The organism is Halovivax limisalsi (assembly GCF_023093535.1).
Lineage (GTDB): Archaea > Halobacteriota > Halobacteria > Halobacteriales > Natrialbaceae > Halovivax > Halovivax limisalsi.
Genome location: NZ_CP095757.1, coordinates 3,242,323 through 3,263,994, shown reverse-complemented (window position 1 = coordinate 3,263,994; position 21,672 = coordinate 3,242,323). Strand labels below are relative to the sequence as shown.

At 68.2% G+C, this 21,672-nt stretch carries 19 protein-coding genes; 12 read left to right on the top strand and 7 right to left on the bottom strand.

Going from position 1 to position 21,672, the window contains the following annotated elements:
- Positions 1 to 22: 22 nt before the first annotated feature.
- Complete coding sequence (thrS, locus tag MXA07_RS15285) at positions 23 to 1,969, bottom strand: threonine--tRNA ligase (protein ID WP_247729457.1); 1,947 nt, start codon at positions 1,967 to 1,969, stop codon at positions 23 to 25.
- Between the two features lie 278 nt (positions 1,970 to 2,247).
- Positions 2,248 to 2,781 carry an orotate phosphoribosyltransferase gene (pyrE, locus tag MXA07_RS15280; protein ID WP_247729456.1) on the bottom strand — a complete coding sequence of 178 codons (534 nt, stop codon included), beginning with the start codon at positions 2,779 to 2,781 and terminating at the stop codon, positions 2,248 to 2,250.
- Positions 2,782 to 2,896: 115 nt separating this feature from the next.
- Here pyrE and MXA07_RS15275 point away from each other — a divergent pair, with 115 nt between their 5' ends.
- Positions 2,897 to 3,697 (top strand): alpha/beta hydrolase, encoded by an 801-nt coding sequence (locus tag MXA07_RS15275; RefSeq protein WP_247729455.1) that lies wholly within the window; start codon positions 2,897 to 2,899, stop codon positions 3,695 to 3,697.
- Between the two features lie 64 nt (positions 3,698 to 3,761).
- Here MXA07_RS15275 and MXA07_RS15270 read toward each other — a convergent pair whose 3' ends face one another.
- Positions 3,762 to 4,307: a CDP-2,3-bis-(O-geranylgeranyl)-sn-glycerol synthase gene (locus MXA07_RS15270; RefSeq protein WP_247729454.1), complete on the bottom strand. Its 546-nt coding sequence runs from the start codon at positions 4,305 to 4,307 to the stop codon at positions 3,762 to 3,764.
- Between the two features lie 238 nt (positions 4,308 to 4,545).
- On the opposite strand from MXA07_RS15270, the gene MXA07_RS15265 reads away from it, so the two are divergent.
- Together MXA07_RS15265 and MXA07_RS15260 are read left to right on the top strand one after the other, a co-directional pair.
- Positions 4,546 to 5,385 (top strand): proline dehydrogenase family protein, encoded by an 840-nt coding sequence (locus MXA07_RS15265; RefSeq protein ID WP_247729453.1) that lies wholly within the window; start codon positions 4,546 to 4,548, stop codon positions 5,383 to 5,385.
- Between the two features lie 173 nt (positions 5,386 to 5,558).
- Positions 5,559 to 6,224 (top strand): DUF502 domain-containing protein, encoded by a 666-nt coding sequence (locus tag MXA07_RS15260; RefSeq protein ID WP_247729452.1) that lies wholly within the window; start codon positions 5,559 to 5,561, stop codon positions 6,222 to 6,224.
- 141 nt (positions 6,225 to 6,365) lie between these two features.
- On the opposite strand, the gene MXA07_RS15255 is transcribed toward MXA07_RS15260, so the two are convergent.
- Positions 6,366 to 6,986 carry a phosphoribosyltransferase gene (locus tag MXA07_RS15255; protein ID WP_247731767.1) on the bottom strand — a complete coding sequence of 207 codons (621 nt, stop codon included), beginning with the start codon at positions 6,984 to 6,986 and terminating at the stop codon, positions 6,366 to 6,368.
- A gap of 209 nt (positions 6,987 to 7,195) precedes the next feature.
- On the opposite strand from MXA07_RS15255, the gene MXA07_RS15250 reads away from it, so the two are divergent.
- Positions 7,196 to 8,467 carry an MFS transporter gene (locus MXA07_RS15250; protein ID WP_247729451.1) on the top strand — a complete coding sequence of 424 codons (1,272 nt, stop codon included), beginning with the start codon at positions 7,196 to 7,198 and terminating at the stop codon, positions 8,465 to 8,467.
- Positions 8,468 to 8,558: 91 nt separating this feature from the next.
- On the top strand, positions 8,559 to 9,620 hold the full coding sequence (locus tag MXA07_RS15245) for an NAD(P)-dependent glycerol-1-phosphate dehydrogenase (RefSeq protein WP_247729450.1): 1,062 nt from the start codon (positions 8,559 to 8,561) through the stop codon (positions 9,618 to 9,620).
- Positions 9,621 to 9,647: 27 nt separating this feature from the next.
- Here the strand turns inward: MXA07_RS15245 and MXA07_RS15240 are convergent, their stop codons facing one another.
- Together MXA07_RS15240 and MXA07_RS15235 are read right to left on the bottom strand one after the other, a co-directional pair.
- Positions 9,648 to 10,502, bottom strand: a complete 855-nt coding sequence (locus MXA07_RS15240) for an ABC transporter permease (protein WP_247729449.1) — start codon at positions 10,500 to 10,502, stop codon at positions 9,648 to 9,650.
- Positions 10,499 to 11,482 (bottom strand): ABC transporter ATP-binding protein, encoded by a 984-nt coding sequence (locus MXA07_RS15235; protein WP_247729448.1) that lies wholly within the window; start codon positions 11,480 to 11,482, stop codon positions 10,499 to 10,501. Before MXA07_RS15235 ends, MXA07_RS15240 begins: the two co-directional genes overlap by 4 nt.
- 163 nt (positions 11,483 to 11,645) lie before the next feature.
- Between MXA07_RS15235 and MXA07_RS15230 the strand changes: the two genes are divergently transcribed.
- Complete coding sequence (locus MXA07_RS15230) at positions 11,646 to 12,026, top strand: MarR family transcriptional regulator (RefSeq protein ID WP_247729447.1); 381 nt, start codon at positions 11,646 to 11,648, stop codon at positions 12,024 to 12,026.
- A gap of 78 nt (positions 12,027 to 12,104) precedes the next feature.
- Here the strand turns inward: MXA07_RS15230 and MXA07_RS15225 are convergent, their stop codons facing one another.
- Entirely contained in the window at positions 12,105 to 13,970 is a 1,866-nt protein-coding gene (locus MXA07_RS15225) for a S9 family peptidase (protein ID WP_247729446.1), read from the bottom strand.
- Between the two features lie 379 nt (positions 13,971 to 14,349).
- Here MXA07_RS15225 and MXA07_RS15220 point away from each other — a divergent pair, with 379 nt between their 5' ends.
- From MXA07_RS15220 to MXA07_RS15195, 6 genes are all read left to right on the top strand, one after another.
- Positions 14,350 to 16,290, top strand: a complete 1,941-nt coding sequence (locus tag MXA07_RS15220) for an ABC transporter substrate-binding protein (RefSeq protein ID WP_247729445.1) — start codon at positions 14,350 to 14,352, stop codon at positions 16,288 to 16,290.
- A gap of 114 nt (positions 16,291 to 16,404) precedes the next feature.
- The gene (locus MXA07_RS15215; RefSeq protein ID WP_247729444.1) at positions 16,405 to 17,361 is read left to right on the top strand and encodes an ABC transporter permease; all 957 of its coding nucleotides are present in this window, start codon (positions 16,405 to 16,407) and stop codon (positions 17,359 to 17,361) included.
- 9 nt (positions 17,362 to 17,370) lie between these two features.
- Positions 17,371 to 18,426: an ABC transporter permease gene (locus tag MXA07_RS15210; RefSeq protein ID WP_247729443.1), complete on the top strand. Its 1,056-nt coding sequence runs from the start codon at positions 17,371 to 17,373 to the stop codon at positions 18,424 to 18,426.
- Positions 18,426 to 19,517 carry an ABC transporter ATP-binding protein gene (locus MXA07_RS15205; protein ID WP_247729442.1) on the top strand — a complete coding sequence of 364 codons (1,092 nt, stop codon included), beginning with the start codon at positions 18,426 to 18,428 and terminating at the stop codon, positions 19,515 to 19,517. The genes MXA07_RS15210 and MXA07_RS15205 overlap by 1 nt, the downstream gene beginning before the upstream one ends.
- A 116-nt stretch (positions 19,518 to 19,633) precedes the next feature.
- Positions 19,634 to 21,061: an ABC transporter ATP-binding protein gene (locus MXA07_RS15200; protein WP_425492224.1), complete on the top strand. Its 1,428-nt coding sequence runs from the start codon at positions 19,634 to 19,636 to the stop codon at positions 21,059 to 21,061.
- Entirely contained in the window at positions 21,061 to 21,594 is a 534-nt protein-coding gene (locus MXA07_RS15195; RefSeq protein WP_247729440.1) for a DUF7974 family protein, read from the top strand. The genes MXA07_RS15200 and MXA07_RS15195 overlap by 1 nt, the downstream gene beginning before the upstream one ends.
- Positions 21,595 to 21,672: the final 78 nt, after the last annotated feature.

Here is a 21,672-nt window from a genome sequence, read left to right as displayed (position 1 = left end):
CTCACCCCAGCGGGACACTGTCTCAGTCCTGCAAGAAGTCCGGCTCCGTCCGTTTCTCGTCGCGCTCCCCTACGAGATGTGAGCGGAAGTCCTCGATCGCGACGTCCTCCTCCTGGTCCTCGAAACGATCCCGGACCGAGATCGTCCCCTCGGCCGCCTCGTCGTCGCCGACGATGATCTGGTAGGGGACGCGGTCGTCGTGGGCGGCGCGGATCTTTCGGCCGAGCGTGGCGTCGGAGTGGTCGACCTCGACGCGGAACTCCTCGAACTCGTTGGCGACCCGGTGGGCGTAGCCCAGATTGTCGTCTGAGATGGGGAGCACGCGCACCTGTTCGGGCGCGAGCCAGAACGGGAAGTTGCCTTCGTAGTGCTCGATGAGCATCATGAAGAAGCGCTCGTAGCTGCCGTAGAGCGCGCGGTGGATCATGACGGGCCGGTGTTCCTCGTTGTCCTCGCCGACGTAGGACAGGTCGAAGCGCTCGGGCATGTTGAAGTCCAGCTGGACGGTCGGGCCGTCCCAGCTGCGTCCGATCGCGTCCTCGAAGGCGAAGTCGATTTTCGGGCCGTAGAAGGCGCCGTCGCCGGCCTCCAGGTCGTAGTCCATCTTCCGACGTTCGAGGACGGACTCGAGCTGGGACTCGGCGCGCTCCCAGATCTCGTCGCTGCCGACGGACTTCTCGGGGCGCGTGGCCAGCGCCACCTCGTACTCGAGATCGAACGTCGAGAGCACCTCGTCGATGGCGTCCATGATCGCCTCGACCTCGGCTTCGATCTGGTCCGGGCGGACGAAGAGGTGGCCGTCGTCGATCGTGAACGCCCAGACGCGCGAGAGCCCGGAGAGTTCGCCCCGCTGTTCCTTGCGGTAGACCTTGCCGTTCTCGGCGTACCGGACGGGCAGGTCGCGGTAACTCCAGGAGTGGTCCTCGAAGATCGAGGCGTGACCCGGACAGTTCATCGGCTTCAGACCGAACTCGTCGTCGCCGAGTTCGAAGACGAACATGTCCTCCCGGTAGTTGTCGTAGTGGCCCGACTGCTTCCAGAGGTCGGTCTTGAAGAGGTGGGGCGTCTCGACGTACTCGTAGCCCGCGTCCTCGTTGAGTTCCTCGACGAAGCCCGAGAGTTCGCGCAGGATGCGCTTGCCCGGCGGGTGATACAGCGGGAGGCCGGGACCCGTGACGTCCTGGATCGAGAAGAGGTCCATCTCGCGGCCGATCTTGCGGTGGTCGCGCTCTTTGGCCTCCTCGCGGCGTTCCAGGAAGTCCTCGAGGTCGCTCTCGCTCTCGAAGGCGGTACCGTAGATGCGGGTCTGCATCGGGTTGTCCTCGTCGCCGCGCCAGTAGGCGCCGGCGATCTCGAGGAGTTTCACGGCGCCGATCTCGCCCGTCGAGTCGACGTGCGGGCCGGCACAGAGGTCCTCCCACTCGCCCTGGCGGTAGAAGGTGACCGTCTCGCCCTCGTCGGCCAGTTCCTCGAGGAGTTCGAGCTTGTAGGGCTCGTCGGCCAGGCGCTCCTCGGCCGCCGCGATCGAGACCTCCTCGCGTTCGATGTCGTAGTCTGCGTCGACGATCTTCTCGATCTCGGCCTCGAGTTCGGGGAGGTCGTCCTCGTCGACGTCGAGCTCGTCGAAGTCGTAGTAGAAGCCGTCGTCGGTCGGCGGACCGATGGCGAGCTGGACGTCCTCGCCGAAGCGGCGCTCGACGGCCTGGGCCAGCGCGTGGGCGGCGGAGTGGCGCATGACCCGGAGGTACTCGTCGGACCCCTCGGTGACGATCTCGAGGGCCGCTCCGTCGTAGACCGGCTCCTCCTTGGCGACGAGCTCGCCGTCGAGTTTGCCGGCGACGGTGTCGCGCCCGAGGCCGGGACCGATCTCGTAGGCGCAGTCCTCGACGGTCGCGCCGGGGTCGACCGAGAGCTCTGATCCGTCTGGCAGTACGACCGCTATCTGTGGCTGTGAATCTGATGCTGACATGGGACGTATCGGTGTGGTACTTCGGTGAGAAGCCCGGATCGGCGTCCGCGCGGACCGCCCACTGCGACGCGGATTGCGACACAGCGGACGGTAGGTGAGTTAGAAGCGGGCGAACGGCCCTGTAAAGCGGACACCTACCATCGTGACTACGCGTAATTCCGACCGACTTAAAAACATTTTGGTGCCGTCCGCAGGCCGGGCGACCGACGCGCGATCCGATCGGTGTTCGGACCGTCGGCGAGGCCGTCGGACGTCCCGCGGGAGAACTGCTGTGACACCTACTGGCGGTCGGCGTCGGCGAGTAACTCGCTGGCCGTGACGAGGGCCTCCATTTCGACGCCGGCCTCCTCGACCGCCTCTCGGCCGCCCTCCTCGCGGTCGACGACGACGAGCGCGCGCTCGACCGTCGCGCCCGCTTCGCGGAGCGCCTCGACGGCCTCGACCAGGCTGGTTCCCGTCGTCACGATGTCCTCGACCACGACGACCGACTCGCCTTCCTCCAGGCGGCCCTCGATCAGGTTCCCCGTCCCGTACTCCTTGCGCTGCTTGCGCGCGATGACGTAGGGGACGTCCGCGGCGACGCTCGTCGCCGCCGCCAGCGGGACGCCGCCGAGCGCGACGCCGCCGAGTGTGTCGTCCGCGTCCAGCCGATCCGCGAAGGCGTTCGCGATCGCAGACAGACACGCCGGATCCGTCTCGAAGCGGTACTTGTCGACGTAGTACTCGCTCGTCCCGCCGTGGGACAGCTCGAATTCGCCGAACTCGACGGCCTCCGCGTCTCGGAGCGCGTCGATGAGGTCCTGATCCGTCATACGCGAAGCGATTCAGTCGACCGAGATAAACGGTGTGGAACGCACCCGACCGGGGCCGACCACATCTCTCCGTCGGTCGGAACGCATTTCACGTTCTTCTGTCACGAATCGGCACGTGAGCGACGTCACGGTCGACCGGGAAATCCGGTTCAAGCGTACCGAGGAGCGCGACCTGTTCGCAACTACGTACCTGCCGCCGGCGAGTGAGCGACTCGACACGACGATCCTGTTGGTCCACGGCGGTGTCTGGAACCGCGGCGAGCGCTCGTTCTTCGCGGAGCGCGCTCGCGCGCTGGCTGCGCGGGGGATCCCCGCGGTCACGGTCGACTATCGGCTCGCCGGCGACGCCACCTACCCGGCCGCCCTGAAAGACGTCAAAAGCGCCGTCCGGTGGACCAGGGCGGCGTCACCCGCGGGCCGACGACCGAGACGGGTCGTGCTCTGTGGTCACTCCGCCGGCGCGCACCTCGCCGCGTTGACCGCCGCCGCGCCGAACGATACTCCCCCGCCGGACGACGCGTTCGGTGACGAGCGGTGCGGGGTCGACGGTCTCATCGGCTTCGCGGGTCCGTACGATCTCCTCGGCGCGCGCGAGGATGGAGAGACGGCGGAGTTCATGGGCGGTCCGCCGTCGGCCATCGCGGAGCGATACCGGGAGGCCTCGCCGCGCGAACGAGTGACGCCGGACCACCCGCCGGCCCGCCTGTATCACGGTACCGAGGACGAGTGGCTCACGTTGCGCGAGACGCGCGCCTATCGCGACGCACTCCGGCTCGCCGGCGTGGACGTCGAACTCCGGACGCCCTCGGGCGATCACTTCTTCTTTCAGGACGATCCCTGGTTCGAGCGAACGGTCGACGACACGGTATCGTTCGTCGGGCAGCTCCGGATCGACTCGCCCGACTCCGGACGATAGTCCGTCGGAGCTTCCCTGAGACGGTCTCCGTGGAACTGATCGAACGGCCGAACGCCCGGCCTGGTCACCACGGCTCGTCTTTGAACCCGAGCCAGTAGGCGATGACGTTCGTCCCGACGTGCAGGATCGGCGTGAGGACGAGGACGGCTGCGAGCACCTCGATCGTGAACGTCTCGCGGAACCAGCCGGGCGCGGCGACGAACGCGAACGCGAGCGCGAGCACGACGAAGTCGAGCTGGTCGACGACGGGGAACGGGGCGCCTCGCCGCCGCCCGGTCCGGCGCTTCAGGAACGAGGCTGCGATGTCGCCGCACATGGCGCCGAACGGCAATGCGAGCGCGACCGCGAGGGGAAACGTCGGCAGCGTCGTCCCCAGCACCGAACCGATGTCGCCCGCGATCGCGTTCAACACGACCGCCAGTCCGGTCCCGACCGCCGTCCCGACGGCCGTCCCGCGCCAGGTCTTGCCGTCGCCGAGCAGCCTCGACTCGCCCCACGTGCGACCGCCGTCGATCGGACGCCCGCCGCCGGCCAGCACGGCCGCATTGTTCGGCACGTACGCGGGCAGCATCACCCAGAACGCGACGACGATCGTCGAGAGCACTCCCATTACCGGCGACGCACGGACCGCCCCCTCTTAACGGCACTCACTCGCGACGGGACCGATCGCGAGATCCTGACGCCACGTTCGACCAGCGTCGCAAGGGCGGTCCGACGTCGGGTTTCACCGGATCCAGTCCGACGACACGAGACGGCAACCGGCTCGTATCGGTCCGCCGATGCCGTCTCGGCGTCACGCGTACCGCCGAGTATCAACGCACAAATAGCCGGCCTCGAATGTCTCCCGTATGTTACCCCCGATCGCGAGTCGGTTCGTCGCCGGCGAGTCGCCGGAGTCGGCGATCGACCACGCCCGCGAGCTCAACCAGCGCAACGTCTCGGTCATCCTGAACCTCCTCGGCGAACACTACGACGAGCGCGAACCGGCCGAAGCCGACGCCGCCGCCTACCGCGATCTCGTCGACCGGATCGACGAAGCCGGGCTCTCGGCGTGCATCTCGATCAAGCCCTCGCAACTGGGGCTCGACCTCGGCGGCGACGCGTTCCGGGAGCTCGTCACCGACATCGTCGACCACGCCGCCGCGCGCGACGTCTTCGTCTGGATCGACATGGAGGACCACACGACGACCGACGTCACGCTCGACGTCTACGAGGATCTCGCGCGCAAGCACGACGGCGGCGTCGGCGTCTGCGTCCAGGCGAATCTCGAACGGACCCGCGAGGATATCGAACGCCTCGCGGACGTCCCCGGCAAGGTCAGGTTCGTCAAGGGCGCCTACGACGAACCGAAATCGATCGCCCACAAGGAGAAATCGCGCGTCGACGAGGCCTATCGCGACTTGCTCGCCTACGCGTTCGAACACTTCGAGGGCGGGATCGCCGTCGGCAGTCACGACCCCGCGATGATCGACTACGCGACAGACCTCCACGACGAGTACGGCACCGACTTCGAGATCCAGATGCTGATGGGCGTTCGCGAGGACGCCCAGTACGACCTCGTCGATCGGGGCTACGAAGTCTGGCAGTACGCCCCCTACGGCGACAAGTGGTTCTCGTACTTCTACCGCCGGGTTCGCGAACGCAAGGAGAACCTCCTGTTCGCGCTTCGGGCCGTGCTCGGTCGCTGAGTGACCCTGGCGCGCTGCGTACGTTCGGGGCCGCCCTGTCACTGATCGGACCGTCCGCGCTGCGCGCTCGGGACCGCCTTCGAGCCCTGATCGCGCCTGGGCGCGGTGTGCGATTCGGGTCTCCCTGTCACGAAATGGACACGCTCATAGTCGTCGGGTGAGTCCCCTCGGGTATGACCTCGTGGAAGCGAGATTTTGCGAGCGGCCTCGTCGTTCTCGGGCCGGTGCTGATCTGTCTGTTCGTCCTCTTCTGGCTCTACGGCTTTATCGCCTCGGTCACGCCCACGTTCATCGTCTCCGATCAGCTTCTCGAGGGGATCCTCGGCACCTCCGACGCCGCGAGCCAGCTCGCCGACCTCGTCCGCGTGCTCGTGACGCTGTCGGTGCTCGTCATCCTCGTCTTCGCGATCGGGTACCTGATGCGAACGACGGTCGGCGGCCTCGTCGAACGCGTCGTCGACAACCTCGCGAACCGCCTGCCGGGCCTCCGCGTCGTGTACAACGCCTCGAAGATGGCCGCGGAGACCGCGTTCGGCGAACAGGAGAGCTTGCAGGAGCCAGTCAAACTCGAGGTCTGGGAGGGCTTGCGGATGACGGCCTTTCGGACCGGAAAGACGGCCGATGACGGCCGCGAGATCCTCTTCCTGCCGACGTCGCCGAACATCACGACCGGCTTCGTCGTCGAGGTCGAGAGCCACCGCGTCGACGAACTCGACGAGGACGTCGAGGAGGCCCTCACCCGCGTCCTCAGCGCCGGCTTCGGCGATTCGAAGCGCGGGGCCGGACCGGGAGCCGGGATCCCCATCGACGTCATCGACGAGGAGGCCGTCGACGACTGAGGCTGCAGCGTGACCCCGATCGGCGCCGATGCCGTCCCCGTTCGCGAGAGTCGAGCGGGGCACACGCCTTTCTGTCGGCTACCCACTCGACGTCACCGTCCGTCGGCTACTCGCTCGAGGGAGCCCCGTTTCGCCGGCAACTCACTCGAGATAGTCCATCGCTTCGTCGTCACTGACCTGGGGGAACCGCCGGTAGAACTGCCCGACGGCCCGGAAGCTCTGGGGCGTCTCGAGCGCGACGACCGCGTCGGCTTCGTCGGCCAGTTCGTCGGCCGCCCGCGGCGACGAGACGGGAACGGCGAGCGTGACCGAGGCGGGGTCGCGCTCGCGAACCTGCCGGAGACAGGCCCTGGCCGTCGCGCCGGTCGCGACGCCGTCGTCGACCACGACGACGTGTCTGCCCTCCAGAGCCGGCAGGTCAGTCGTGCCGCGATAGCGTTCGAGCTTCGTTCGCGCGGCGTCGGCCTCTCGTTCGCGTTCGCGCTCGAAGTACGCCTCGGAGACGTCGAGCTGCTCGATCAGCGCGTCGTTGCGCCAGACGGCGCCGTCGCTGCCGGCGGCGCCGATCGCGAGTTCCGGATTGCCGGGGGCGCCGAGTTTCGAGGCGACGATGACGTCGAGGTCCGCGTCGAGCCGATCGGCGACGGGCCGTGCGACGGGGAGCGCGCCGCGGGGAATACCGAGGACGACGTCGGCCTCGACGTCGCGACGGTCGAGTTCCGCCGCGAGCCTTCGGCCGGCGTCCGCTCTGTCGTCGAACATCATGTGACTGGCTGCCACGCGGAGCGGCTTGGCCCTTGGGCCGTCGATGGACGACTTTGTGCGTGGCCCGAGGCAGTGCGCCGGGTTCGCGATGGTACGTCGGACTGACCGACTTCGCGACGGTATTCGGGGTTCGTGATGGTGCTCTGCCACCTCCTTCCCCTGCCGCGTTCGATGCCTTTAGGCCACCACACTCGAAGGGCCTGGGCATGGCGAAGGCGGGAGCCGTCGCGCGGTACTACCTGTTCAAGGCGACGGAGGCGGTCGAGTTCTACCGGCCGATCATGTACCTCTACGTTCTCTCGCAGGGCCTGTCGTTCACCCACATCGTGCTCTTCGAGGCGCTGTACAACCTGACGACCGTCCTCGGCGAGATCCCGACGGGCTACGTCGGCGACCGCATCGGGCGGCGCAACAGCCTGCTGGTCGGGACGGTCCTCATCGCCGCGACGCTGGTCGGCCTCGCGCTCGCGAGCTCCGCGGTGGCGTTCGCGATCCTGTTCGTCTGCTGGTCGCTGGGTTACAACTTCCGGTCGGGGACGGAGGACGCCTGGGTGTACGAGACGCTCGCGGACACCGACGAGACGGACGCCTTCACCCGAATTCGGGGCCGCGGCCAGTCGATCGCGCTCGCCGCCGGCGTCGGCGCCTCGCTCGTCGGCGGCTACCTCGGCGGGATCGACCTCGCGCTGCCGTTCCTCGCCGCGGCCGTGTTCACCGGTCTCGGCGCGCTCGTCATCCTCACGCTGTCCGAACCGGAGACCTACCGGGAGAGCGGATCGAGCGAACTGGGGCTGCGGGAGGCGATCGAGGTCACCCGCGAGGCCCTCGGGCAGCGTCGCCTCCGGTCGTTCATCGTGTACTACTTCGTGCTCTTCTCGGCGGTCACCTACCTCGTGTTCATCTTCCTCCAGCCGGTCTTCGAGGCGACCCTGGCTGAACTCGGGATCGACGTCACCCTGGTCGTTCCGTTCCCGGGAGGTGGCGCCTTCGAACTCGCCGTCTCGCCCGAGAACGTCGAGACGCTGCTCGGCGGGTTCTACGCGGCGATCAACCTCGCCTCCGCGGCCGTGAGCTATCGCATCGACCTGCTCCGCGATCGGATCGGGTTGGGCCGGTGGTTCGTCCTCGCGCCCCTGCTCGTCGGCGGGTTGCTCCTGGGGATGGCCGCCGTGCCGGCCCTCGCGTTCGTGGCGCTCTTCGTCGGCTGGGGTGTCGTCGAGCCGACGCGCGTCCTCGCCGGCCAGTACGTCAACGATCGGGTCGAGACGCTCGGCCGGGCGACCGTCCTGAGCGCGATGGCGATGGTGAGCGCGCTCACCGTGATCCCCTTCCAGCTGGGCAGCGGCGTGCTCTCCGACCTCGTCTCGCCGACCGCCGCGCTGTCGCTGGCCGGCGGCGTCCTGGTGGTCGGATCGCTCGCGATCCTGGCCTGGGAGCCGCCGGTCGAGGTGCCGACGGTCGGTTCGACCGGCGAGTGACCGGATCGGCGCTCGGACCAGTGAGGTGCGAAGCTGCCTGCGTCCGCGGACACGGGAAACACGTTTAATGCATCGGTGACTCTGTGGCGGTATGTTCGAGAAGTCCTCGTGGATCCGCCTGCCGCGCAACGTCGTGGTGGGCCACGGCGTGCTCGAGGAGGTCGTCCCGGTCGTCGAGGACCTGCACCTCGACGGCCGACCCCTGATCGTGACCAGTCCGACGCCGCGCGAGGTGGCGGCCGATCCGATCGTCGCGGACTTCGAGGCGGCCGGGATCGACCCGGCGATGGTGACCGTCGAGACGGCCTCGTTCGACGAAGTCGAGCGGGTCATCGAGACCGTCGAGGCCGAGGAAGCCGCGTACCTGATCGGCGTCGGCGGCGGGAAGGCCATCGACATCGCGAAGATGGCGAGTCATCACTGCTCGATCGGCTTTTGCTCGGTGCCGACGGCCGCGAGTCACGACGGGATCGTCTCGAACCGGGGATCTGTGCCGGAGGGCGACACTCGCCACAGCGTCGCCGCCAAGCCGCCGCTGGCGGTCGTCGCGGACACGGGCATCCTGGCGGAGGCGCCCTGGCGGCTCACCACCGCCGGCTGTGCGGACATCATCTCGAACTACACCGCGGTGATGGACTGGCGCCTGGCCCACCGGCTGAAGAACGTCGAGTACTCCGGCTTCGCCGGCGCGCTCTCGGAGATGACCGCCGAGATCCTCGTCGACAACGCCGACTCGGTCCGCCCCGGTCTCGAGGAGGCCGCCTGGATCGTCACGAAGGCGCTGGTCTCCTCGGGCGTCGCGATGTCGATCGCCGACTCCTCGCGACCGGCCAGCGGCGCCGAGCACCTCTTCTCCCACCAGCTCGACCGACTGGCCCCCGGCGCGGCCCTCCACGGCCACCAGGTCGGCGTCGGCTCGATCATGACCGCCTACCTCCACGGCGGCGAGAAGGGATTCTGGCTGGACATTCGCAACGCCCTGGAGAGCATCGACGCGCCGACGACGGCCGCCGAGCTCGGCATCGACGACGAGATCGTGATCGAGGCGCTGACGACCTGCCACGAGATCCGCGATCGCTACACCATCCTCGGCGACGGGATGGACGCCGACGCCGCCCGCGAGGTCGCGAGGAAGACCGGCGTGATCGGATAGCGATTCGATCGAGACGTGGCCGTACCTTCACCCCAGATCCGCACGTTCGAACTGCCGGACGCCGAGGGCGAGCGGGACGACGGTCCAGGCGAGCAGGATCGCGAGTGCGGTCTCGGGCTGGAGGTACCACACCAGATCGGCGGGATCGCCGGCGTTGGGCATGGCGGCGACGAGGTCGTCCGGAAACGCGAGCGTGGTCGAGGCGAGGTACGCTTGCGTCGGACTGATGAGCAATCCGACGAACTGGATCGGCTGGTCGCCGACGCCGAGCCCGAGGAGATCGTTCAACGCGTACTGCAGGGCGCCGAGGATTGAGAGCTGCCCGAACAGGATCAGCAGGTTCGTCACGAAGTAGACGGCGAGGGCGCCGCCCATCGCGCGGGACCGGCTGGCCGTCGTCGCGGAGACGGTGATCGCGATCGCGACGTAGGCGAGCGCGAAGACGATCGTGAGCAGCGACAGGCCGACGAAGACGTCGGCCGGGAACTCGTCGAACCAGACGAGTGCGAGGGCCGCGGCGACGACGAACGCGACGATCAGTGAGACGGCGACGACCGCCGCGCGGGAGACGTACTTGCCGAGGACGACGTCGCGTCGGCGGATCGGCGTCGAGAGGAGGTACTTGATGCTGCCCGACTCGCGCTCTCCGGCGACGGCGAGGTAGGCGGCGACGAGGGCGATCGCCGGGACGAACAGCGCGCCGACGAACGCGAAGTTCCACAGGGCCATGTAGACGCCCGACCAGCCGTCGGGCGGCTGGGCTTCCGTCCCCCAGTAGACGAAGGCGGCCGTGACGAGCGTGTAGAGGCCGGCGACGGCCCAGATGATCTTCGCACGACGGACGTCGAGGATGTCCTTGGAGACGACGTCGGCGACGCTCATCGGCCCACCTCTGCCGCCGTCTCGGCGCCGTTACCGGCGGAATCGGCCGCCGACGAATCCGGCTCCGCCGCGCCGTTGCCGGTGTAGGTGTTGAACAGCTGTTCGAGCGAGGTGTCCGTCGAGCGGACGTCGCGGACGGTGGCCCGCTCGTCGACGCGGCGGATCGCGTCGATCTTCCGGGTCGGGTCGTCGACCGAAACGGTGAGGGTCGTCCCGTCCGCCTCGACCGCGCGGACGCCGTCGACCGACGCGAGATCGAGGTCGTCCGGGACCGCGTCGACTTCGAGGCTGACCGACGCGTCCAGATCGAGGTCGTCCCGGAGCGCGTCGAGCGTGCCGGTCGCGACGAGTCGGCCCTCGTTCATGATCCCGAGGCGGTCGCAGACGGCCTCGACCTCGCCCAGGATGTGACTCGAGAAGAAGACGGTCGTTCCCGTCTCGGCCTCCTCGCGGATGATCGCCCGCAGCTCCTGCATGCCGGTCGGGTCCAGTCCCGAGGAGGGTTCATCGAGGATCAGCAGCTCCGGATCGCCGAGGATGGCCATCCCGAACGCGAGCCGCTGGGCCATCCCCTTCGAGTAGCCGCCGACCGGCCGCGAGCCCTCGTCCGGGGGGAGCCCGACGCGATCGAGCGTCGCGTCGATGTCGACCGTCTCGGCGACCCCGTTCGTTCGGGCGATCCAGGCGAGGTGCTCGCGGCCGGTCAGCCGGTCGTACAGTTCCGCGCCCTCGGGGAGGACGCCGATCCGTCGCCGGATCGCGGCCGATTCGTCCTGCGCGTCGCGGCCGAGGACTCGCGCGCTACCCGCCGTCGGGCGGACGAAATCCAGGAGGACGTTGATCGTCGTCGACTTGCCCGCGCCGTTGGGGCCGAGGAAGCCGAAGACCTCCCCCTCCTCGACGGTCAGGTCGAGGTCGTCGACGGCGACGACGTCCTCGCCGAAGCGCTTGGTGAGTCCGGTCGTCTCGATAGCTGGCATTCGGCTGAAACTACACCGCACGCACCGCTTAAAACCCCTACATTTAGCCGCGCCGACACGTGCGCGAGCGAGGGCCGCCCGCTGGAACCGAGCCGGGGCCGCGTCGCAATTGATGACCGCACTGACCACAACGTCTTTTACATTCTCTTACAAACAGTTACACGTGCCCGTCGACTTCGAGCAGTATCAACCGACGGATCTGCCGCGAGAGGAGACGAACGGCCGTCGAATCCTCGAGTTTCTGGCTGCGAACCCGGAGACGGGGTTCCGAACGACCGAACTCGCCGAGGAACTCGACATTCCGCGCGGTAGCGTCGGCACCACGCTCGCTCGACTCGAGTCCCGCGGATTCGTCCGTCACAAGGGCGTGTATTGGGCAATCGACCCCGACGGTTACGACGCCAACGCCGCGAGCAGTATCGGACTGGATACGGTCGCGACCGAATTCGCTGACGACTACTACGATCGGAATCAGGGCTGGGACGAGGAGTTACCCGACCTCGAAGAGGTGGAAGGAACCGGTGACGGGGCGGAGGAGCACTGATGTACGATCGCGGTGTGGTAGCTGTCGCAGCCGAGACGTGCGGTATCTCGCTCCGACGTAGCTGCATTTCAGCGGCTCCTACACGTGTTCGCCGAGGAAGTCCGACACCTGGGAGTAGGCCTCGATGCGGTTCTCGAGCTTGCTGAAGCCGTGGCCCTCGTCCGGGAAGATCAGCTTGCGGGTGGGAACGCCGCGTTCGCGGGCTTCCTCGACGATCTGTTCGGCCTCGCCGACGGGGACGCGCGGGTCGTTCTCGCCGTGGAGGACGAACAGCGGCGCCTCGATCTCGTCGACGTGGTTGATCGGCGAGATGGATTCGAGGAACTCGCGATCGTCCTCGAGCGAGCCGTACTCCGCCTCGCGCAGCGAGCGGCGCCAGTCGCCCGTGTTCTCGAGGAAGGTGACGAAGTTGGCGATGCCGACGACGTCGACGCCGGCGGCCCACAGGTGGGGGTACTCGGTGAGCGCGGCGAGCACCATGAACCCGCCGTAAGAGCCGCCCATGCAGGCGATGCGGTCGGGGTCGACCGCCGCCTGGTCGGACAGCCACTCGACGCAGGCCGCGACGTCGGCGACCGAGTCCATGCGATTCTCCGCGTCGTCGAGGCTCGCGTACTCGGTACCGTAGCCCGAGGAGCCGCGGACGTTGGGCTCGAAGTAGGCGTAGCCGCGATCGAGGAAGTACTGCTTGACGCCGGAGAAGGAGGGTCGGCGCTGGCTCTCGGGCCCGCCGTGGATGTCCACGATGACGGGTGCGCCGTCCTCGGCACTCGTCCTCGCGTCTTCGTTCGCACCCTGCGGCAGCGTGAGGAAGCCGGGCACCGCGAGTTCGTCGAAGCTCTCGACGTGAACCAGCTCCGATTCGTCGAACGTCTCGCGGGGGATGCCCGCGGTCGGGGCGTCGGTCCAGCGCTCGGCGTCGCCGGTCTCGACGTCGACGACCCAGACGTTCGCGTTGGTGGTGTCGCCCGTCGCCGTGCAGGCGAAGCGCTCGGCGTCGGGATCGAACGAGACGCCGCCGGCGACGCCCCCGGGAAGGTCGGGCTCGGGAAAGGTCTCGAACGCGGTTGGATCCGTATCGTCGAGTTCGCCGACCGTCAGTTCGGTGTAGCCCTCGACGTTGCGCGAGTAGACGAACCGGCCGGAGTCGTCGTCGAGCGCGATCCCGTCGACGTTCCAGCCGTCGCCGTCCTCGAGGACGGTGAGCGGGGTCGACTCGGCGCCGTCGCGGGCCGCGGCGCGCGCTTCGTCGAGGTCGAGGTACGCGAGCGAGAGGGTGTCGGTCTCCTGGTCGGTGACGAGGTAGAGCCCGTCGCCGTCGGGGGCCCAGCTGGCGCTCTGGTAGCGAACGTCGCCGTCGTGGGGCGTGAGGTGGTCCAGCTCTCCCGTCTCGAGATCGAGCACGTGGAGGTCTTGGTCGAAGCTCGCGTGGGCCTCCGAGACGAGCAGGCGCGAGTCGTCCGGGCTCCAGCCGGCGGGCGAGAGCCAGCCGTCGCCTTCGTAGACCATCGTCGCGGCGTCGCCCGTCTCGTCGCGACCCTGGACGTAGACGTCGAAGACGGCCTCGTCGCGGCGGTTCGAAGCGAAGGCGAAGCAGTCGCCGTCGTGGCTCCAGCCGCCCCAGCGGTGTTTGGCGTCCGGGCGGTCGGTGAGATTCTCGATCCGGCCGGTTTCCGCGTCGAGGCGGTAGAGCTGGGCGCGCTCGTTGCCGCCCTCGTCCATGCCGAAGACGAATTCCGGGCGCTCGGGCGACCACGAGGCGAAGGTGACGCGCTCGTCGTAGAAGGTCCGCTGCTCGGGCCAGCGCTCGGGGCCGTCGAGCGTCCACACCTGGTTCGTTCCCGTGGTGTTCAGCAGGAACGAGAGGCGTTCGCCGTCGGGGCCGAACGATGCACCCCCGGCCGATCGGACGTTGAGGTAGCGTTCGATGTCGTAGGCTGGCACGTCTCCTGCCTGGCGACGAACGGCCCTATGTGTTCCGGAGGCGGCGGGTTCGTCGGGTCGGCCGAGCGGTGGCCGAACTCCGCTCGTGGCGGACGGTTCACGCCCGCGCGCCGGGCGGATCGACGTCCATCCCGCCCGGCGATGGGCGCCCGTCGGTCGCTCGATGGAGTGCGTGCGGCCGGACCGTCCGGTTACCGCTGTAAGCGCCCCATACCCTGGCTGTATCGGTTTCGTACGTCATATCGGCCCGGCGTACGCCGGGGTAGGCGCTCCGTTCCGGCAACCCGTGCCGGCGATCGCGACTGTTAAAATATGGGAACGCGCGTTCACGATAAATTTAATTAGATTTACACTACCCGTCGGCCTGTATCGTGGGTGTATGTCACACGGTGGCTTCCTGTCGTCGACGCGGCGGCGGGTACTCGGAATGGTCGGCGGGGCGAGCGTGGCCGGGCTCGCGGGGGTCCCGGGGTTCTCGGCACAGGACGACGGCGACCTCGATCCGGTCCGCGATCGCGTCGAGGTCGATCCGGCGGACATCGTCGAGGGCGGGACGCTCCGGGTCGGCCTCGTACTCGATCCGGACACGTTCGATCAACCTCAGAGCGTCGAGGCGCCGGCCTCGATCGTCCACAACCTGTTCTGGGAGTCCCTGGTGGCGACCGACGCCGCCGGGCGGATCTACCCCTGGCTGGCCTCGTCGTACGAACTCGTCGAGACGCAGGCCATTGATCGATCGGCCTACGAGGAGTACATGACCACCGTCCCGATCGAGGACGGGGCGCCCGTCGCCGACGAGCAGGTCGTGGCGATCCACCCGAACATCGACCTCGCCGAGGACGACGAGGCGCAGGTGCTGACGGTGGACGAGGCGGGTGACGCCGTCGAGGACGGCACCTTCGGGATGCAGTATCGCTACCAGATCCACGTGGGGATCGAGTTCCACAACGGCGAGGAACTCACCGCCGAGAACGTCGTCCAGTCCTACGAGCGCTGGGAGCAGTCCGCGAACGCGGGGCAGGTCTTCGACCAGTTCCTGCACGCCGTCGCGGAGGACGACTACACGGTCAGCATCTACGCGCAGGTGCCCGACGCGGAGGCGGAACTCGACAACATCTGGCCGGTGTACCCCTCGATGCAAACCGACATCCCGCTCGGCGACTGGGATCCGATCGAGGGCAACCCGCCCGTCGGCACGGGCCCGTGGGTCTTCGAGGAGTACGAGGAGCAGAACTTCATCACCGTCTCGCGCAACGAGAACTACTGGATGGAGCAACTCGGCCTCGATTCGAAGGAGTGGTGGGACGGCCCCGACGCGTTCCCGGCGAGTCCCGTCATCGACGCGATCGAGATGGAGATCGTCCCCGAGGACTCGACCCGGGCGGCGGCCCTCGAAACCGGCGAACTCGATCTGACGTACAACCTGACCGCGGATCAGAAGACCAGCTTCGACCGGGCCGACGGCTTTCGCGTCCCGACGACCTCGGGCGGGTCGTACCTGTTCGTCCAGTTCCCGGTCACCGTGGAACCGTTCGACGACAGGCGGGTCAGGCGGGCCATCAACCACCTGATTCCGCGAACGAACATCGTCGAGACGATCGAACAGGGCTGGGCCGAGGAAGCCTGGGCGCCGCTGCCGGAACTCGCCGCTGACGTCGGGACGACCGACTACGATCAGCTCGTCGAGAATCTCCGGCCGTACAACGAGTACGACCCGCAACGGGCCCAGGAACTCCTCCAGGAGGCCGGCGTCGAGCCGCCGATCTCCGTCACCTTCCAGACGAATTCGGACAACGACGACCGCGTCCGGAAGGCCCAGTTCATCGTCGAGTCGCTCAACGCGTCGAACCTCTTCGACGCCACCCTGGAGACGCCCGGCGACCTCACCACGTTCGTCGGCATCCTGTTCGATCCGGAGTACTACACGCAGGGTAACGTCGCGATGGTGGGCCTCTCGGGGACGTTCAACCCGCACAGCTTCGTCGAGGCGATCCACCACCCGAACCAGTTCCTCGAGTGCTGTAACGGGAACATCCCGCCGGGCTCGCTGCCCGAGGACTTCGTCGAGCAGATGGACGCCGCCCAGTACGGCATCGAAATCGTCGACGATCCCCAGCTGCGAGCCCAGCGCTACGACGAACTCTGGCAGCGCTTCGTCGAGATCAACGCGAACTCGATCGTCGACTTCGAACTCCAGACGGCCGCGCTCGACGACGCCGCGCTCTACGGCTACAACATGTACCCGTTCGTCACGGGGCTGCTGAGTTACGGCCTCTGGAACCCGATGGACCAGCAGATAACCTACATCGACCGCAACTGATCGCGCCGCACCGACCCCCGACCACACGACCGAGCGGTCGCGAGCGCCGATCGCCGACGCCTGCGACCGATTCGGATCCGTCCCGACCCCGACCGACGCACACGCCCTATCGACATGAGTCTCAGACGCTTCGTCGCCAAGCGGATCGTCGTCACGATCCCCCTGCTGCTCGGGGTTTCGGTGGTGACGTTCGCGCTCGTCCACCTCACGCCGGGCGACCCGGTGAGTCAGATGGTCGCGCTGAACCCGGACATCACGAGCGCCCAGGAGACCCAGATACGCCGCCAGTACGGCTTGAATCGCCCCATCTGGGTACAGTACGTCGACTGGCTCGCGGGCGTCGTCCGGGGCGACTTCGGGGAGGTGATCGGAACGAACCGCCCAGTTTCGGACATCGTCTGGGCGCGCCTGCCCGAGACGATCGCCCTGGGGCTCTTCGGCTGGGTGTTCGCGATCGTGATCGCCATTCCGACCGGCATCTACGCGGCGGTCAACAAGGACCAGCTGGGCGACGACGTGAGCCGGGTCATCGCCCTCTCGGGCATCTCGATCCCGAACTTCTGGCTCGGCCTCCTGTTGATCCTGATCTTCGCCGTCATCCTGGGCTACTGGCCGGTGCTGGCGCCGCGCGAGCCGCTGTACCACCCGGACATGCTGTGGTACCTGATCCTGCCGGGGCTCACCATCGGGACCGCCTCGTCGGCCATCCTGATGCGGATCATGCGCTCGTCGATGACCGAGCAGCTCAACCGGGACTACGTGACGGCCGCGCGAGCGAAGGGGCTGCCCGAGCGGACGGTCGTACTCAAACACGTCCTCCGCAACTCGCTGATCTCGGTCGCGACGGTCGCCGCCTTCCTCACCGCGAGCATCATCTCCGGGTCGGTCGTCGTCGAGGTGGTCTTCAGCTGGCCTGGGCTGGGCCGGGAGTTCATTACCGCGATCCAGGCGCGCCAGATCGACCTCATCCTGGCGATCACCCTGTTCACCGGCGTCGCGATCATCCTGGCGAACCTGCTCGCCGACATCGCCTACGCGCTGCTCGACCCGCGCATCAGAGACGAGTACTGAGATCACACTATGGCTACCGAACGATACGTTCCGAACGAACGCGGCCGGATTCGAATCGAGGGATTCGAGCCGGAACGCGTGATCGAACGCGAACCGCTCTCGGACTGGAGCGAGGACGCCGGCGAGGAGACGCTCGGTCGCTGGCGACGGGCGCTCCGCCGATTCGTCCGCAACCGCAGCGCCATGCTCGGCCTGTTCGTGGTCCTCGTCATGTCGCTGCTGGCGATCTTCGCCCGCCCGATCGAGGTCGCCGGCGTGACCGTCCAGCCCTACGCCATCGCGCCGTACAGCCCCTCGGACATCGTCGCCTTCTACGGCTCGGACGCGGGCATCTACGCGCCGCCCTCGTGGCAGCATCCGTTCGGGACCGACGAGACGGGTCGGGACCTCTTCACGCGGGTGCTCTACGGCGGCCGGTACAGCATCTCGATCGGCTTCGTCGTCGTCCTCCTGACGGCCAGCTTCGGCATCGTCTACGGAAGCATCTCGGGCTACTTCGGCGGGTGGGTCGACGAGGTGCTGATGCGCTTCGTCGACCTCATCTTCGCGTTCCCCGGCCTGGTGCTGGCGCTGATCATCGTCGCCATGCTCGGCGGGGGCTACTGGCAACTCGTCGCCGCGTTCACGCTCGTGGGCTGGGCCTCCTACGCCCGCATCATCCGCGGCGAGGTCCTCTCGGTCAAGCAGAACGAGTACGTCCTCGCGGCGAAGGCGCTGGGCGCGCGCGATCGGTCGATCATCTTCAGACACGTCGTGCCAAACGCCCTCGCCCCGGTCGTCGTCCAGGCCTCGCTCAGCGTCGGCACGGTCGTCATCGGCGTCGCGGCGCTGGGCTTCCTCGGCGTCGGTTTCGACCCGGGCACGCCCGAGTGGGGCACCATGCTCGACGCGACCCGGGAGACGCTCATCGCCGGGCCGACCGGGTCGATCCCCTGGTGGGCGACGGTCTTCCCCGGCCTCGCGATCTTCCTGTTCGTGATGGCGATGAACCTCATCGGCGACGGGATCAACGACGCGCTCGACGCCCAGCAGGGCGGGGTCGCCGTCCAGGGAGGTGGCGGCTGATGGCCCTGCTCGAGGTGCGCGATCTCTCCGTCGAGTTCTACACCCCGGCGGGCGTCGTCAGTGCCGTCGACGGCCTCTCCTTCGAGATCGACGCCGGCGAGAAATTCGGCGTCGTCGGCGAGAGCGGCGCCGGCAAGAGCGTCACCGCCCTCTCGCTCCTCCGCCTGATCGACGACCCCGGCCGCATCGTCGACGGCGAGATCGTCTTCGACGGCCGGGACCTGCTCGAGTTGAGCGAGCGCGAGATGCGCGACGTCCGGGGGAATCGCATCGCCATGATCTTCCAGGACGCCCAGACGGCGCTCAACCCGGTCTACACCGTCGGCGAGCAGATCGCCGAGTCGATCCGCCACCACCTCGACTACGACCGCGAGGCCGCCAGGGCCCGGGCGATCCGCCTGCTCGACGACGTCGGCATCCCCGAGGCCGAGACGCGCTACGACGACTACCCCCACGAGTTCTCCGGCGGGATGCAACAGCGCGCGGTCATCGCGATCGCGCTCTCGTGCGATCCCGACCTGCTCATCTGCGACGAGCCGACGACCGCGCTCGACGTCACGATCGAGGCCCAGATCCTCGACCTGATCGAGGGACTGGCCGACGAGTACGATACGGCCGTCCAGCTGATCACCCACGACCTGGGCGTCATCGCGAAGGTCTGCGACCGCGTGCTCGTGATGTACGCGGGCAAGCCGGTCGAGAAGGCGACCGTCGACGAGCTCTACTACGATCCCAAACACCCCTACACCGTCGGGCTGATGAGTTCGATCCCGCGCGTCGGCGAGACGAGCGATCGCCTCCAGACGATTCCGGGGACGATGCCCGACCTCGTCGAACTGCCCTCCGGCTGTAGCTTCCACCCCCGGTGTCCATACGCCGAGGAGATCTGTCCCCGGAAAGAGCCGCCGCTGGCCGACGTCGAGACCGGCGAGGCGGCGCCCGCATCGCGCGGCCACACCGCGGCCTGCCTCGAGTACACCGGCGACCTGACCGAGGGCCTCGACTACGAGGTCCACGTCGAGGAGCGACCCCCGGACGAGTCGGAGCCGATCGACGACGCCCGACAGGATCGGGGTGGGCAGAATGGGTAGCGCCGAGGCCGCCCGACGCGAGCGAGGTGGGCGGAATGGGTAGCGCAGACGCGCCCGACCCCGGGCCGGGCGACGAGACGGCCGAGTACACGCTCGACGGGTCCGCCGCCGACGGGATCGCCGATCGAACGGGCGAGGAACCGCTGCTCTCGGCCGAGGGGCTGACGAAGTACTTCGACGCCTCGAGCGGGTTCGTCGACCGCCTGCTCGGCCGCGAGCGGACGGTGAAGGCGGTCGACGGCGTCGACCTCGAACTCTACGCCGGCGAGACGCTCGGCATCGTCGGCGAGAGCGGCTGCGGGAAGACCACCCTCGGCCGCGCGCTGTTACAACTGGTCGAACCCACCGCCGGCGAGGTCTACTACCGCGGCGAGGAACTGACGAGCGCCTCGGACGGGCGGATTCGCGAGCTCCGGCGGGACCTCCAGTACATCTTCCAGGACCCGTTCTCGAGCCTGAATCCGCGCCTGACCGTCGGCGACATCGTCGGCGAACCGCTCGACATCCACGACATCGCCGAGGGGCGAGCTCGAACCGACCGGGTCTACGAACTCCTCGAGATCGTGGGGCTGAACCCGAGTCACACCGACCGCTACCCCCACGAGTTCTCCGGCGGGCAGCGCCAGCGCATCGGGATCGCCCGCGCGCTCGCCGTCGACCCGGAGGTGATCGTCTGCGACGAACCGGTCAGCGCGCTCGACGTCTCCGTCCAGGCCCAGATCCTCAACCTGCTCGAGGACCTCCAGGACGAGTTCGACCTCTCGTACGTCTTCATCGCCCACGACCTCTCCGTCGTCGAGCACATCTCCGACCGCATCGGCGTGATGTACCTCGGCGAGATCGCCGAGATCGGCACGACCGCGGAGGTCTTCGCCCCGCCGTACCACCCCTACACCGAGGCGCTGCTCTCGGCGATCCCGGAACCCGATCCGCGCTGGGAGGCCGACCAGATCATCCTGCCTGGCGACGTCCCCTCGCCGATCGACCCGCCCTCGGGATGCCGATTCCACACCCGGTGTCCGCGCGTCATCCAGCCCGCCGAGTACGACCTCGAACAGCCGGTCTGGCGCGAGGTGATGAACCTCAAACTCCGATTGCGCGACGCCGAGGGGCTCGACGCGGTGACCGCCGTGGAGGATGCCCGGCAGAAGGGGCCGGCCGCAACCGCCGGTGATCCGGCCGCAGAGGCGGTCGAACCCATCGATCCGGAGACGATCTCGCGCGACCGCCTCGACGAACTCGTCCGCGAGGAGTTCTCGCTACCGGCCCGTCTCGAGGACCCGGACGCCGAGGACGCGCTTCGCGAGGCGATCGACCTGCTTTCGGCCGGGGAGCTCGACGCGGCGGCCGCGCACCTCGACGGCGCCTTCGAATCGCCCTGCGAGGTCCACCCGCCCGATCACTATCCGACGGGCGAGATCCACCGGATCGCGTGCCTGCTCTACGACGACCGCTACGACGGCGAGGCGTTCCGCGAGACCGGGACGGACGGTGGCGTCGACGCGGACCGCGAGACCGGGACGGGCGGGGGTGCGACCGACTGATGCGCCGGATCTACGAGTCGGCGGCGGTCGAACGCGACGAGACGCCCTTCACCCCCGGCCGGCGCGAGGCCGAACCGGAATCGTTTCGCTCGATCCCCGCGGCGAGCGCGAGTCGACTGCTCCTCCCCGATCGGCTCCGCTACCGGGCGATCTCGATTAGGGTCGAGGCCGGACGGGACCACGCCGCGGTCGGCGAGCGCCTCCCTTTCGCCGTCACGCTGCGGAATTCGATGCCGTTCCCCGTGACGATACCGACGGTCTCTCCCGTGCTGTGGACGTGGCGCGTCGACGGCCACGAGGGTGCGGCGAGGTACGACCGGGCGGAGCGAACCGACGAGCCGCGGGCGTTCACGCTCGGGCGCGGCGAGCGAAAACGCTTCGTACGCGGCTGGGACGGGCGCTTCCAAGTGAGCGAGTCGGAGTGGGAACCCGCCCCTGTCGGGACGTACGAACTCGGCGTCGCGGTGAACGTCGAGTCGCCGGCGCGCCGGGGCCTCACGGACGAGACGACGATCGAAATCCGCGAGGAGTAGGGGGCGTGCGACCTGGCGCGGCGGTGACCTGTCGGCCGCGACGAATGCCGTGAATTTATGCCCCGTCGCTCCGTGGCC

Excerpts from the sequence above, each read along its gene's own strand:
- thrS (WP_247729457.1), bottom strand. The coding sequence starts at position 1,969 with ATGTCAGCATCAGATTCACAGCCACAGATAGCGGTCGTACTGCCAGAC.
- MXA07_RS15250 (WP_247729451.1), top strand. The coding sequence starts at position 7,196 with ATGGCGAAGGCGGGAGCCGTCGCGCGGTACTACCTGTTCAAGGCGACG.
- MXA07_RS15260 (WP_247729452.1), top strand. The coding sequence starts at position 5,559 with ATGACCTCGTGGAAGCGAGATTTTGCGAGCGGCCTCGTCGTTCTCGGG.
- MXA07_RS15265 (WP_247729453.1), top strand. The coding sequence starts at position 4,546 with ATGTTACCCCCGATCGCGAGTCGGTTCGTCGCCGGCGAGTCGCCGGAG.
- MXA07_RS15240 (WP_247729449.1), bottom strand. The coding sequence starts at position 10,502 with ATGAGCGTCGCCGACGTCGTCTCCAAGGACATCCTCGACGTCCGTCGT.
- MXA07_RS15205 (WP_247729442.1), top strand. The coding sequence starts at position 18,426 with ATGGCCCTGCTCGAGGTGCGCGATCTCTCCGTCGAGTTCTACACCCCG.
- MXA07_RS15215 (WP_247729444.1), top strand. The coding sequence starts at position 16,405 with ATGAGTCTCAGACGCTTCGTCGCCAAGCGGATCGTCGTCACGATCCCC.
- MXA07_RS15210 (WP_247729443.1), top strand. The coding sequence starts at position 17,371 with ATGGCTACCGAACGATACGTTCCGAACGAACGCGGCCGGATTCGAATC.
- pyrE (WP_247729456.1), bottom strand. The coding sequence starts at position 2,781 with ATGACGGATCAGGACCTCATCGACGCGCTCCGAGACGCGGAGGCCGTC.
- MXA07_RS15195 (WP_247729440.1), top strand. The coding sequence starts at position 21,061 with ATGCGCCGGATCTACGAGTCGGCGGCGGTCGAACGCGACGAGACGCCC.
- MXA07_RS15245 (WP_247729450.1), top strand. The coding sequence starts at position 8,559 with ATGTTCGAGAAGTCCTCGTGGATCCGCCTGCCGCGCAACGTCGTGGTG.
- MXA07_RS15220 (WP_247729445.1), top strand. The coding sequence starts at position 14,350 with ATGTCACACGGTGGCTTCCTGTCGTCGACGCGGCGGCGGGTACTCGGA.
- MXA07_RS15255 (WP_247731767.1), bottom strand. The coding sequence starts at position 6,986 with ATGTTCGACGACAGAGCGGACGCCGGCCGAAGGCTCGCGGCGGAACTC.
- MXA07_RS15270 (WP_247729454.1), bottom strand. The coding sequence starts at position 4,307 with ATGGGAGTGCTCTCGACGATCGTCGTCGCGTTCTGGGTGATGCTGCCC.
- MXA07_RS15235 (WP_247729448.1), bottom strand. The coding sequence starts at position 11,482 with ATGCCAGCTATCGAGACGACCGGACTCACCAAGCGCTTCGGCGAGGAC.